General features: G+C 40.5%; 13 protein-coding genes. 10 read left to right on the top strand and 3 right to left on the bottom strand.

Annotated features, from left to right (window positions below; all coding sequences use genetic code 11):
* From FC85_RS14645 to FC85_RS14665, 5 genes are all read left to right on the top strand, one after another.
* Positions 1-1,122: a 1-propanol dehydrogenase PduQ gene (locus FC85_RS14645; protein WP_057866260.1), complete on the top strand. Its 1,122-nt coding sequence runs from the start codon at positions 1-3 to the stop codon at positions 1,120-1,122.
* Positions 1,123-1,138: 16 nt separating this feature from the next.
* Positions 1,139-2,323: an acetate/propionate family kinase gene (locus FC85_RS14650; protein ID WP_057866261.1), complete on the top strand. Its 1,185-nt coding sequence runs from the start codon at positions 1,139-1,141 to the stop codon at positions 2,321-2,323.
* Positions 2,324-2,348: 25 nt separating this feature from the next.
* Positions 2,349-2,693, top strand: coding sequence for a BMC domain-containing protein (locus tag FC85_RS14655; protein WP_057866262.1), 345 nt, complete (start codon positions 2,349-2,351; stop codon positions 2,691-2,693).
* Between the two features lie 208 nt (positions 2,694-2,901).
* Positions 2,902-3,945, top strand: a complete 1,044-nt coding sequence (locus FC85_RS14660; protein ID WP_057866263.1) for an oxidoreductase — start codon at positions 2,902-2,904, stop codon at positions 3,943-3,945.
* A gap of 45 nt (positions 3,946-3,990) precedes the next feature.
* Positions 3,991-4,782 (top strand): tyrosine-protein phosphatase, encoded by a 792-nt coding sequence (locus FC85_RS14665; RefSeq protein ID WP_057866264.1) that lies wholly within the window; start codon positions 3,991-3,993, stop codon positions 4,780-4,782.
* A 235-nt stretch (positions 4,783-5,017) separates the two neighbouring features.
* Here the strand turns inward: FC85_RS14665 and FC85_RS14670 are convergent, their stop codons facing one another.
* Both FC85_RS14670 and FC85_RS14675 read right to left on the bottom strand, forming a co-directional pair.
* On the bottom strand, positions 5,018-5,716 hold the full coding sequence (locus FC85_RS14670; RefSeq protein WP_057866265.1) for a hypothetical protein: 699 nt from the start codon (positions 5,714-5,716) through the stop codon (positions 5,018-5,020).
* 199 nt (positions 5,717-5,915) lie between these two features.
* Positions 5,916-7,013, bottom strand: a complete 1,098-nt coding sequence (locus FC85_RS14675; RefSeq protein WP_057866266.1) for a helix-turn-helix domain-containing protein — start codon at positions 7,011-7,013, stop codon at positions 5,916-5,918.
* A gap of 797 nt (positions 7,014-7,810) precedes the next feature.
* Between FC85_RS14675 and FC85_RS14680 the strand changes: the two genes are divergently transcribed.
* From FC85_RS14680 to FC85_RS14685, 3 genes are all read left to right on the top strand, one after another.
* Complete coding sequence (locus FC85_RS14680; RefSeq protein ID WP_057866267.1) at positions 7,811-8,476, top strand: hypothetical protein; 666 nt, start codon at positions 7,811-7,813, stop codon at positions 8,474-8,476.
* Positions 8,477-9,039: 563 nt separating this feature from the next.
* On the top strand, positions 9,040-9,159 hold the full coding sequence (locus tag FC85_RS15580) for a hypothetical protein (protein WP_235807842.1): 120 nt from the start codon (positions 9,040-9,042) through the stop codon (positions 9,157-9,159).
* A gap of 379 nt (positions 9,160-9,538) precedes the next feature.
* Positions 9,539-10,366 (top strand): hypothetical protein, encoded by an 828-nt coding sequence (locus FC85_RS14685; protein ID WP_057866268.1) that lies wholly within the window; start codon positions 9,539-9,541, stop codon positions 10,364-10,366.
* A 169-nt stretch (positions 10,367-10,535) separates the two neighbouring features.
* Here FC85_RS14685 and FC85_RS14690 read toward each other — a convergent pair whose 3' ends face one another.
* The gene (locus FC85_RS14690; protein ID WP_057866269.1) at positions 10,536-11,219 is read right to left on the bottom strand and encodes an N-acetylmuramoyl-L-alanine amidase; all 684 of its coding nucleotides are present in this window, start codon (positions 11,217-11,219) and stop codon (positions 10,536-10,538) included.
* A 208-nt stretch (positions 11,220-11,427) separates the two neighbouring features.
* On the opposite strand from FC85_RS14690, the gene FC85_RS14695 reads away from it, so the two are divergent.
* Both FC85_RS14695 and FC85_RS14700 read left to right on the top strand, forming a co-directional pair.
* A complete protein-coding gene (locus tag FC85_RS14695; RefSeq protein ID WP_057866270.1) occupies positions 11,428-12,795 on the top strand; it encodes an MFS transporter in 1,368 nt (455 codons plus the stop codon).
* 58 nt (positions 12,796-12,853) lie between these two features.
* A complete protein-coding gene (locus FC85_RS14700; RefSeq protein ID WP_057866271.1) occupies positions 12,854-13,291 on the top strand; it encodes an RrF2 family transcriptional regulator in 438 nt (145 codons plus the stop codon).
* The last annotated feature ends 146 nt before the right edge of the window (positions 13,292-13,437 follow it).

The raw sequence follows: 13,437 nt of genomic DNA on the forward strand, positions 1-13,437 counted from the left end.
ATGGAAGAAATTCGAATTCCAACCAAAGTCTTTTCAGGAAATGATAGCTTGGACTGGCTGGAAAAATTGTCAAACAAGAAAATTCTGTTGGTATGTGATTCGTTTCTACCTAATACACCAACATTTGACACAATTAAAAGCAAGGTTGAAGGAAATAACGAGGTTACGATTTTCTCCGATGTCAAACCAGACCCACCGCTGCATAACATTATGCTGGGGGTTGAACAATTTAGTAAGGTTAAGCCCAATGTCATGATTGGTATTGGTGGTGGTTCGGCAATTGATACCGGTAAAGCGATTCGGTTCTTTGGCGAGAAAATTGAAAAGTATGATATTGAACAATTTATTGCCATCCCAACAACGAGTGGAACAGGTTCCGAAGTTACTAATACCAGTGTTGTTTCCGATCCTGAAAAGCATCAGAAGTTCCCAATCATGGAAGACTATTTAACACCGGATATTGCTTTACTGGATCCTCGATTGGTTATGACGGCACCTAAGAGTGTTACTGCATTCTCAGGCTTGGACGTTTTAACCCATTCACTGGAATCATTGGTTGCCAAAGATGCCAACACGATCACTGAAGCATTATCAGAAAAAGGCATTGATGTCATGACCCATCTGTTGGTTGAATGTTATAAGCATGGTGACAATGAAGATGCAAGAAAGGTCGTTCACGAAGCGTCATGTGCAGCCGGAATTGCCTTCAATAACGCTGGTTTAGGAATTTGTCATTCACTAGCTCACCAATTAGGTGCCAACTTTCATGTTCCTCATGGCTTAGCTTGTGCCATGTTATTGCCACACGTTGTTTTATACAACGCTGAACATGACAAGACAGCCATGCATAAATATGCCCAGGCTTTCAAAAAGACGGGCTTTGTTGCTCAGGGAATGGGAGATCAAATTGCCGTTCGTCGTTTAGCGGGTAAGATCAAGCAAATGATGATCGCAATGGATTGTCCATTAACCCTGAAAGCATTTGGAATTGATCCGGCAACTGCTGAATCAAAGACGGAAACAGTTATTGCAGATGCAAAGAAGGATGGGACATTCCCAGGAAATCCTGTTGTGCCGTCAGATGATGACTTGCGCAACATTTACAAGAAAGTAATCCGTTAACGACAGGAGTTTTTCTATGGCTGAAAAAATACTTGCTATCAATGCCGGCAGTTCCTCTTTGAAATTTAAGCTCTATCTAATGCCTGCCGAACAGGTCTTGGTTAGTGGCTTGGTGGATCGAATCGGCCATGATGATGCAATCTTTACTTATCATCTCAACGGCGACAAACATGAAACCGTTCAGGCAATTGCTGATCATTTACAAGCCGTTAAATTGGTCATTGAGGCTTTGTTGAATAGTGGTTTAATTCAAGACAAGGCTGAAATTGTCGGTGTTGGTCACCGAGTATCTCATGGTGGCAGCACCTACACCAAATCTGTGGAAATTAACGCAGATGTGATGAAACAAATTGATAGATTATCGGTTCTTTCACCATTGCATAATCCCGTTAATCTCGTGGGGATCAAGGCGTTTGAAACACTATTGCCTGATGCTCGCGAAGTTGCGGTATTTGATACCTCGTTTCATAGTACAATGCCCGCAAGTGCTTATACGTACGCCTTACCTCATGAATTGGTTGAAAAATATGGTATTCGGCGCTATGGATTCCATGGCCAATCGCATGAGTATGTATATAGTGAAGCTTTGCGCCGATTTGGTGAAACGCAGACTAGTCAGATGATTTCCTGTCATTTGGGAAATGGTGCCAGTGTGTGTGCCATTAAAAATGGTGAATCGGTAAATACGTCGATGGGGTTCACACCCTTGGCTGGGTTAGTGATGGGAACACGTTCCGGTGATATTGATCCGGGAATTGTGCCTTTCATTGAAAAGGAAGAACACTTAAGTGCCGAAGATGTCCGAAAATTACTGAATAGTGATTCAGGACTCCAGGGGATTTCTGGTCTTTCAAATGATGTTCGGGATATTTTGGAAGCTGAAAAGCAGGGTAACCAGCGGGCAAAATTAGCGTTGGCGGTCTATGTTCATCAGATTCTGGAATATATTGGGGCTTACACGACGGATCTTGGTGGTTTAAAGACGTTGGTCTTCACCGCCGGAGTTGGTGAGCATTCTGCTCCAATTCGTGAACGGATTTGCAGCCGGTTAGGTTATTTGGGTGTTAAGATTGACAGTGAGAAGAATCATCGAAATGACTTTGAAATTCAAGCGGATGATAGCCAAGTAAAGGTTTTGGTGATTCCGACTGATGAAGAATTAGTTATTTCAAGGGAAACAGTAAAAGTGCTTGATTCTTAAAAAATCATAGATGGAGGCTTGTAACATGGCAAGAAATATTGAACGTTCCATTCAAGAGTATGTTCCTGGTAAGCAGGTGACCCTTGCTCATATTGTTGCCAATCCAACGGCCGATATTTACGAAAAGTTAGGAATCCAGGCGCATAAGAACGCGTTAGGCATCTTAACAATTACGCCGAGTGAAGCGTCGATTATCGCCGGTGATATTTGTACGAAATCAAGTAATGTCACGTTGGGATTCATCGACAGATTTAGTGGCTCGGTGGTCATTGTAGGGGAAGTGTCGGAGGTGGAATCAGCCTTAAAGCAGGTAGTGGAAAAGTTGCATGATCTGCTGGGGTTTGATATTCCGAAGATTACAAGAACCTAGTGTTTCAGCAAGCGGTTAGCTCCCAGAATATAAGCCTCTTAACCGAATATTCTGGTTTTGAATATTTGGTTAAGAGGCTTATATGGCCGGGAGCTGCTTGCTGAAACACGTCTCGGCTCGGTAGCCATAAGGAAAAACAATTGTAATTGTTTAACGCGTTTTGATTCATTGGATTTTAGTCGCGTGGATATAAATGGGAGCTGTTCACATGCAATTAGATCGAATTCTAAATTCATATCAGCTTACCCGGAATTTTAAATTAAAGAATCGCATCGTATTGGCGCCCCTGAACATTCAGTCGGCGCTATTTGATGGTAAAGTTAGTTTAAATGATCTGGATTTTCACAGTAAGCGTTCTAAAGATGTTGGCATGGACGTTGTGGGGTCGGCCTATGTCTCTGAATCAGGCAATACAGCATTTGGGTCAATTAGTGCTGCTAAAGATGAGGATATTCCTGGTTTAAGAAGACTTTCTGAAACGATTCATCAAAATGGCTGTAAAGCAATTTTACAATTAGTTCATGCGGGTCGAATGACCAATCAGTTTGTGACAAAAGGCCACCCGGTTGTCGGCCCCAGTCCGATTAAGGCCGAACATGGGGTAGTGGACACACCAACTGAATTAACAAATGATATCATTAAGCAAGTTATTGACGATTTTGTTAGTGCAACCAATCGTGCTATTCAGGCTGGTTTTGATGGGGTGGAGCTGCATGGGGCTAATACATTTTTGCTTCAGCAATTTATGTCGCCATGTTCAAATCAACGTCATGATCAATTTGGCGGTTCAATCATGAATCGGGTTAAGTTTCCGTTGCTGGTGGCGCATGAAGTTGCTCGAGCTGCTCACACAGAAACGTTTCATCCATTTGTTGTTGGTTATCGATTGTCACCTGAAGAAGTTGAAACAGGTGGGTTGACGTTTACCGATAATTTGGTTTTAATGTCGTTGTTAAAACAAGTTGGCATTGATTATCTAGGGTTATCGTTGCGTCGGTATAATCAACACTCGGTAACCAATCAACAACTTGGCCGTTTTTCGGTTGCAGAAGTTGTTCGTCAGGTTGTTGGTGAGCTACCCATGATTGTGAGCGGTCAGTTAAATGATCCTGCTCATTTACGGGAAGCTGGAGGCGACTTGTTTGCAGTTGGTAAGCAATTGTTTGTCAAGCCTGACTGGGCTAAGACATTAAATAAAGGTTATTCAGAAGCTGAGTTGTTTAAGTTGATGAAATTACCGTATTCGGGCTAAATAAACACTCACTGGTAGTCAATTAATCGAATGGGGGTTACACCAATGGATTCTGACAAGCGAATTTTAGACATCGATCAAGGCGTCAACTTCCGGGACCTTGGTGGCTATCAAGCTGCTGGTGGGCGAACGACTTGTTGGAAAAAATTGATTAGGGCGGGGGCACTTTCAAATCTAACCCCGCCAGATCAGCAACTGTTGACTGATTATGGGATTTCAACGGTGATTGATTTGCGTTCTCCTTATGAACTAAAGCAGTATCCAGATAAGGTGCCATTCAGTTGTAAATATATTCACTTGCCAATTTTTAATGATGATGAGACAGAAAGTCAAACCAATAACCAGGAACTTCAAAAGGCATACTCTGCGGATCCGCGAAGTGGTTATCTACGGATGTTGTATGTTTATCGGCGAATGATTGTCGATCCACAGCCTCAAGCTGCCTATCGACATTTCTTTGATTACTTGCTGGTTCATGGGGCTGATGAGACAATCTTATTTCACTGTTCTGCTGGTAAAGACCGAACGGGTATCCTGGCGGTACTGTTGCTTGATGCCCTGGGTGTTGATAGTCAAACAGTTCGAAGAGATTATTTGATGACGAACCCAGCCTCGATTCGTCGGATTGATTTGAGAATTCAAAATGCCAAACAATCACGAAAGGGGCCGGCTTTTGTCAGTTCAGTTCATGATCTATCGACCGTCAGTGACGATTACTTTGATCAAGCGATGATCATTGTTAATGAGGTGTACGGTGGTGTTCGAGCCTATTTAAGGGATGTCGTTGGCATTGATAAAGACATGATGGCTGAATTGAGACAAATTTATACTGAATAGCGTGAAGAAAAAGTGCTTCTACCCTCGAAACAATTATCTGGGTTTAAAGCACTTTTTGTGTTTAATTGGCTTATTCATTTGTTAACGAAAGTGTCCGAGTGACACTAGTCACCGCTCTCAACATCCCCGAGGTAGAAGAAACGGTGTCCACCAACATTATAATTAGTCCATCTGGCTGAGAAGAAATCCTCGCCGGAATGCCAAGTCTTACCAATCGTTGTCAGCTGATGGATTGTCAGCCGATAATTAGTCTTGGAAACCTTTTTTCAGCTAAGCCCTTTACCGGTGTTCGGTAATAGAGATAGTAATGTTTTCCCTTAACTAAAAACCGATTGACCTTTATTGACCGGGTCGGCTTGATTTTGAACAATGGATTATCAACCGCCGGTCCACCATTGCCCGGCTTGCCATAGCTCATGTTATTTTGAATGCGATAATGCTTTAGCCGTGATTGGCTGTAATATTGCAGGTAGCCGTCCATGGTTACGACAAAGATCGGTTTGTAGTGTTCGGAGCCATTATTGGCATATTGTCCAAGTTGTAAGAATTGGCTACGCATGGGCAATTTAAGCGAATACGGTTTGAAGTATGTTGTATTGTAGTTGCGAATGTAAACCCCATTCTTTGGTTGATAAATTCGCTGTTGTTTAGCGTAACTGATCTGACCTAGAGAAAAGACGGCCTGGCTGCGCTGACTGCCCGCTGTTGAGCCAGTAGTCCCCAGAACTTTTAAGATGGTTCCCTTAGGCGTTATAATCCGGTGCCCTTTCTTGCCGTTAACTTTGGTGTATTGACCAGTGAAAGTCGGCTTCTTAACTTTAACATATTGAATATTCTCATTATTACCTAAATCGGTACTGGCATTAGCTGCAATTGTACTGCTGGTGAAAAGTGCAATCCCAATAGCAAATGATAACGTTATTTTCTTTAGCATTGGTTAAATCCCTCCTGGCGATTGTTTAACACTTAGTATTATAGTCGTTTACCCGTGGTGATTCTATTGGTTTGAATGTTGGCAATAGTGTTGGTTCGTTTGAATTCGTGAGATTTGCAAAGCAGCTGAATAATAACATTTGACTGAAAATGGATAAAGCAAAATGCGATTGTTAAAAAAGAAACCAGTCGGATGCCTTCTATAAAAAATCATTATAAGGTGTGAATAACCATTGAATAATAGAGATGCCATCAAGCTCAATTTGGCTTACTGGCAAGGCTGGCTGTCGACAATTAACGGTGTAGACCCATCCTTGGTGATTGACCGCGGAGTTGCGCAACCCGCCGATTTCATCGATATACGGATAACCATTAATGGTCTGGGCGGAAAAAGGGATGCGGTTGTCCTTGAAAAATTGGGATGAAACGTCGAGAATCGTTTGTTTATTACCCCAATCCAAATTGCGTTTTATCGTATAACTTTTCTTGATATTGGCGTTTTGCCGTTTATATTGAGTTGGCGTGACGCTGGTCCGAGCCTTGAAGAGTTTTGAGAAATAGCTGGTTTGGTTGAAACCAACCTGATGGGCAATTTGACGAATCGTATTGGTGGTGAAAATCAGTTGATCGCAAGCAAGTGCCATTTTTTGATTATTAATATAATCAACAAAATTGATTTTAAATGTTTTCTTGAATAATCGGCTCAGATAGGCGGGTGACAAGAATACATGTTGCGCAACTTCAGTTAAGGTGAGTGGTTTTTGACTGTTTTTGTCGATATACTGGATGGCGGCCCTTAAGCTGTGAGTCGCTTCGTAATCACCAAAATTTGGTTTTGCCGGGGAAATCACTGTTTTATCAGTGGTTAGCGATGTCGAAATGGGATCTGTTGTCCTAACCAGGTTATTGATGAAGTTGATTTGGGACAGCTGGTGGTTGTCGAGTGGATTTAAAACAGTAATGTGGCCGTGTCGTTTAGTGATAATAGCGTCGTTTAGTGTTTTTTCAAGATAACTTTGAGCCAAAAATACCCGCCGCTGTGAAGTATGAGTTGTGTCACAAATTAGGTATCCCCAAAACTTGTGATCAATGATTACGGGAAAAAGCGACTGCCGCCCTTGTGAATCAACCTGAAGTGCGTGCTTGATTGCTACAGGATCGGTCTGAATTTCTTCAGATTTTAACAGATGATTATCGAAAGTATAAAAGTAGGTTTGAATTTGAGTCATTTCTGAAAACAAATGAAGTGCTTCAGCTAACTGAGAATAATCTTGGGGTTCCAATGGATATGTGGGCATTATCATTCCTCCATTGTCCGAATTCGGTTTTGTTACATAAAGGTTATTTTAGGCGGAATGAAAGAATTCGGCAAGGATGAAAAGCTGCAGAATAATAGATTAGTTTCAGGTTGTAACCTTTGAATATTACCCTAAATTATTCGGCTCTTCGTCTGCAGAGCGGGACAAAAGGCGTTTTCGCTCGGTAACAATCGTGTTTACACGAACAGAGGCTAGGATAAATGACTATTGTCCCAGCCTCATGATGAAAGGGAATTCTTCATGTTAAAGCTAACTTCATTCTCGGAAGTAACCCCCCGAAGTAAAACCTATGGCTTGTCTGTGATCGCTTCAATGAACAACAAGTTTGTAGCTCTTGTAACTGCTAAAAGTGAGCCAATGTATGAACTTATTTTAGGACAATTAACTTAAAAATTAATTGATTCAAAAATTACTATTAATTGGGAATTAGTGGTGTGTTTATTACTTCTCCACGCTATTTAAAGATAAGTTAGTGGCAGATTGGTTTAGTAGGATACTCAGTAGTCAGATGGTCACAATTAAATTCTACCAAAATCAGAATTTCTATTTTGTATTAAAACAATGTCCTCTTTTAAGATTGGTTAAGAGGTAACCAATTATCGAGATAAATTCGTATTTAATAAAATCAATGAATTACTTATAACCCATGTGCTTAGTGGAATTATAAGGAACTACTAAGTTGGGGTATGTTGACGAATGTCAGACTAAGTGATACTTTGAAACGGTCGACGATATAACTAATGTGCATTAGAATCTATACCCACAAAGGAAATTATATGTTTAAGTCAAAAAAATCATTTGCTTTATTAGCAGTTACTTTAACGTTAGGGGCTTCAGTAATTGCTCCAACAATTTCAGCTTCTGCAGATTCGGTTGCCAGCGACAGTTCTAAATCTCAGTTGAGTAGCAATTTGCAGTCTTCAGCTAACCTTCAGAATAATATTGGAGGCAGCGATACGACAAATGATTCGCAGTTATCAGCTGCACAGCAACAACAACTACAACAAGAAATAGCCAAGCAAACGATAACTACGACGGATAGTAATGGAAATACTGTTGAATCCATTAGTGATTCTGATATGTTAAATGCTGTTTATCAAGTTGATCCTAAGCTTGCAAACGAAGTAGCGCTTACTATGGGTCCGCCCGCTAATGGAACCAAGGGAACCTCGAAAATTATTTGGCATGGAAAGGCCCGGCACGGAAATGTCGACATTTATATAAGCGCTGGAATGCTTAACTTTGCTAAAAAGGTTGGCATTAATATTGCCCTAACAGGGTTACTGGCGCCATTAGCTGCCATTCCTGGTGCTGGCGCTGCTGCCGCGGTTCTCTTGGTTAAGCAAGTGTTATCAGGTTGGGTTGTTCACGAAAATCATTTTAGTGATGGACGTGTTTTACACTTTGAAGGTTTTAATTATAAAGGTTGGGATAGACAATAAAACGAAATAATTGGTTATACACTTTAGATATTTTGGGTGTCTTAATTGCGTATTTTTTTGCTAATTTTTTGAATTACCCATTAGATAAAAGGTTATTATTTTTTTTGTTAGCCGGTGTATCTTTAATAATCTCAATACATTTTATGACGTATTTGTTTATTAGAGACCGGGAGCAACAAGTTGATTCAAAATTAGGTCGGCAAGTAGCATTTGCCTGTGATATTTTATTCACGTTTGTTTTATTTTCATTTCAATCAATAGAACTTCAAGGCTACTTACGAGTTATATGGACGATTAGTTATCTTGTTTGTATGAGTAGTTTTTTTATAGCTATTTATTTTTGTGTGTATTGGATCACGAATGGACTTGAACACTATTTTCGAAAAAAGTGATTTGGTAAGAGCTTAACAAGTCAGTGAGAGAAAAAATATTTAGTCAATAAGCTTAAGTTCAAACAAGTTTGTGGCGGATTTTGACTTTTTTACAATAAGATTACTGAAACAGTCTCTCCCATTTATGGTTATGCGCGTGTCTCTACAACTGGCCAAGATTTAAAATCCCAAATAGAACAATTAGAAAGTGCCGGGGTGGCCCGGCAAAATATTTACGCGGAAAAATTCACGGGGACTAAAACTAATCTGCCCGATTTTGATCAAGTGTTTAACAAATTACAAAGGGGGTGATACCTTAACAGTGGAACGAGGTCAATATTTGAGACACATTTTGTGAAAGATTCTTTTGAACCGAGACTAGTTCCGTGGTCCAACTTGGTGCATTGCATTGCTAATTAAAATAAGTGGGACTTGTGCCGGCTTCATCTCCATTACAATGGGGATAGATTGGGCATTGATAACTTTGCCGCTACTTTCCACAGGATGTTCCATTGACCCAAAATCGATTCTGTTAATCACAATTTTCTCGATATTTAACAGCCCGATTTTGATCTGGAAATAATCAGTTTGGGGTGTACCATTGATTCTAAAACGACATCTTATTCAAAATATCCGTTACAATGGAAGTTAACAAAGCAACCAATTTATCTTTATTCTGGAGGCTCATTTTATGAAAAAGCAACTATTAAAAATCCTTCTGTCCGGGTTAGTATTCTGTGGAATATTCACTATTGCTTCAGTTGCGCAAGCAAAGAAACCTTACAGTTGGTCGGTAATGGACGGTCCATTAATGTACTATACCAAGCCAAATGCCAAAGGGGATATTTGGAATTATAGTCATACCAAAAAATTGCATAACGTTAAAAACTATCGTTATACCAGTTGGCTCGTTACTAATGCTTTCACCAAGACTATTAAGGGTAAAAGAGCAATTTACTATCGAATCTATTCTGCCAATAAGAAGGTTAAAGGGCTTGTTTGGAGTGGCTACCTGACAAAGGCGATTGCCACGCCATTAGATAAAATAACCAGCAATCGGCAGTATTTAAACTACATTAATTCCAATTCTAGTCAACGTTTAACCAAGGCTTTAATTAAGTTATTTCCAAATAGTCCCATTGATATCAGCTTATCTCGTTCAATTGAGAATATTACTGCAACTGTACCTATCCAAAATCGTAATTTCACCGATTTTGTTGCAATTAGTGATCTCAAAGATCCTAATAATCCCAATCGTCATCAAGATGGAAGTATCGATAGTTATCTCTACTATAGTTATGGTCAAGCAATTACACCACGGGTTAAACGGGTCGCTGAGATTCTTAATGCCAATGGTTATAGTGCCAGCAAACGAGCTTCGATGGGTAACTATTCAATTGGGGTCGATGTTGTAGATGGTGCTCTTTATGGAACGGCGACTAATTCGCCATATCCGCAGCATGATGACCAGACAACCCGGTTGATTTACCAAATATATCTTGCTAAAAGCAAAGCTTAAAAACCAGATTTGGCCAGCAAGCGGTTAGATCCCAGAATATAAGCCTCCTAACTTGATATTCCCGATTTTTTGGAATATTAAGTTAGGAGGCTTATCTTATATGGCCGGAAATGTCTGTTTTTGTGTTTAATAACAGTTTTGGTAGAACTAAATAACCGGTAGTTACCAGTTACTTAATTGTTTCATGAGTGATTGCCTCAATATCGTTCTTAGCAATCTGATCGAGATGTTGATTAATCTTTTTAAAATCATGTTTATTGGTAATGAAGCCCATTTCAACGAGGCTGTAGTCAATACCACGGCGACGTAATACGTTGCAGTTACGCAAATTAGTTCGATAACTATAACCATGGTAAGCAGGGTTAAGACCAACGTATTTTTTGATGACGTGGGCCAATCGCCGATCACGTTTTGTAGGGATCGGTCGATGAATAATGACGTGGCCGCCATGAGCATAAGTACCGCCACCAGCGTCTAAATGAAACATAATGACAGTTGTTTTCTTGTTAATCTTATACGAGCCCTTGTGGAAAACCAAAGTGTCTCGGACAATATCGTGTTTGGGATTGTAAAAAGTGACCCGACTATTCTTGACTTCTTTAGCGTATTTCCGTAGTTTAGGTAAAAATTTTGCCCGTAAAAAATGGGCTTCGGTGGTTCCGTTACCATGAGCACCGGGATCACCAGCACCATGACCCATAACCAGTAAGTAGTGGTGCTTGGGCTTAACGGACTTGGTAATGTTGGGCTCGGGCTTTTGAGATGCAAAGATGGTTTGCTTATATGTCAAACCAGTAATTAAGATTGCCGATAACGTGAGACAGGTGATGACAACGATTCTTAACTTTTTCATAGAATTCTCCTCTGAATTAATGATATGTTATTAATTATACCGCTATCCATTATTTGTGATGCGATGTTTTCTGGAATTGACATCATACTCACTAGTTTAAGACTAATTTTGTTCTGATTGTGGTTCCAAAATTTTTTTGTAATTAGTATTGCAGTATTAGTATATAAAGAATATACTAAACAAACCAATTCGAAAAGGAGAAAAAATAATGGATAATACTAATTCAATGAAAGAATTTGGAAGACAAAGAATGACCCGAGTTCAAAGGATCGTTCTCTCACTAGCTTTAATTGGTGCCTTTTTGGGGGTTCTTGATACTTCAATTGTGTTTACAGGAACTGTTAAGATGGCTGATCAGCTTCATTTAAACGCCAGCGCTCTGTCTTGGGTTCAAGTTTCTTATGCATTAACTTATGCAGGATTTATGTTGATTGGTGGTAAGTTGGGAGATATCTATGGTCGAAAATCGCTGTTTATTTCAAGTTTGATGATCTTTGGAATCGGTAGTTTGGCTGTTGGCGCAGCCACTAACGCTGTGATGATGATCAGTTTTCGAGCATTTCAAGGAATTGGGGCAGCAATTCTGGCACCAAATTGTTTAGCACTTCTAACTGATACGTTTGAGGGTCAGGCAAGACAAAAGGCAATTGGGTACTATGCGTCGGTTATTGGCGCAGGTGCAGCGATTGGGCTTGTCATTGGCGGCTTTTTCGCGACATTTGCATCTTGGCGAGTTGGTTTTTATATGAATGGACCCATTGCCTTTATCATGGTGATCATTGCCGCAAAAGTCCTAGCTAAATCAGAGACCCAAAATGGAAAAATTGATTGGGTCGGGACGATTCTGTCCATCCTTGCCATGACGTCGATTTCTTATGGCCTTGATGGCAGTCCATGGCCGATACCGACATTGATTTTGTCACTGTTTCTTTGGATTGGATTCATTATTAGCCAAGGAAAAGTGGCCCGACCCACGATGCCCCTTGAAATCTTTAAGGACCGGGAAAGATTGGCATCTTATGTTAGCTCACTTTTGTTTAGCTCAGCCGGGATTGGGTTTTGGTTTTATACACCGCAGCTTTTACAGGGGACCCTTGGACTTAGCCCGTTTGTTACTGCTCTTGGCATGGTACCGATGGCCGTTCTGCTCTTTATTGCCGCTGTTCGGGCGAGAAATTTGATTGCTCGCTGGGGAAATTCACGAGTAATGGTGATTGGTTTTGTGATTGTTTTGTTGTCAATGATAGAGTTATCGGTTGTTGCCCATTCAGCCAACTATGTGCTTCTACTAATTGGAACATTGGGCTATGCGATTGGTTTTGCACTCGCTTTTGCAACACTTGCGACTTCCGGATTAGCCAGGGTTCGCCATGAAGTGTCAGGAGCAGCATCCGGTGTTTACAATACGGCGCGGCAATTTGGCGGTGCCTTGGGGCTGGCAATCTTTGCTGCTTTTACGGCAAATATAACGAAAATATCAGCTGTCTTTAGTCAGTCCATGTTAATTGGCGTAGGGTTAACGTTTGTGGGGTTGCTGTTAGTGTTAACCCTGATTGTGCCATTGGAAAGGAAATAATTTTAACGATAGATTTGGTATAATAGCCTATACTTAAAGAAATAATTGGAGGCCTATGATGTCCTTTTCTATCGCGTTTTCACAAGCTCTTGAAATGACGGCTTATGTTGGTATCAAGTCTCAAGAAGAGCAGTATGATTATTTATCAATTCAAAAAATATCTGAAAAGCTTAACATCCCGATTCCAAGCATTAAAAAGATTTCGTCGTTGCTTACTAAAAACGGCATTTTAAGATCCAAAACCGGGATTTATGGTGGTTTACGATTGGCCAAACAACCTAAAGAGATTACGGTTTATGATGTCTTGATGGCAATTGAAGGCACCGGCCAGTTGTTTGAGGTTCATAAAGATTTTGATACCAGTGCTTTTGTGCATCAAGATCGGGTGAACCGATGGCTTGAAAATAGCTCAAAAGTGTTAAACCAGGCTGAAGAAGCGATGCTGACGGTTTTAAAAAAGACGAGCCTTGAAGATATTGGTGACATGTCAGAATAGAATTTTGCGAAAATAGAGTGAGACATAAAAAGGTGGTTAACTTCCAGAGTACAACTGGATTATCCGAATATGCTCCGGGTAGAATAGTGGGATAATTCGGTTGTACGGCAGGAAGTTGCCTTTTATCTCACGTTTCCGCACGGTAA

Source organism: Lentilactobacillus diolivorans DSM 14421 (genome assembly GCF_001434255.1).
In the GTDB taxonomy this organism is placed as follows: Bacteria; Bacillota; Bacilli; order Lactobacillales; family Lactobacillaceae; genus Lentilactobacillus; species Lentilactobacillus diolivorans.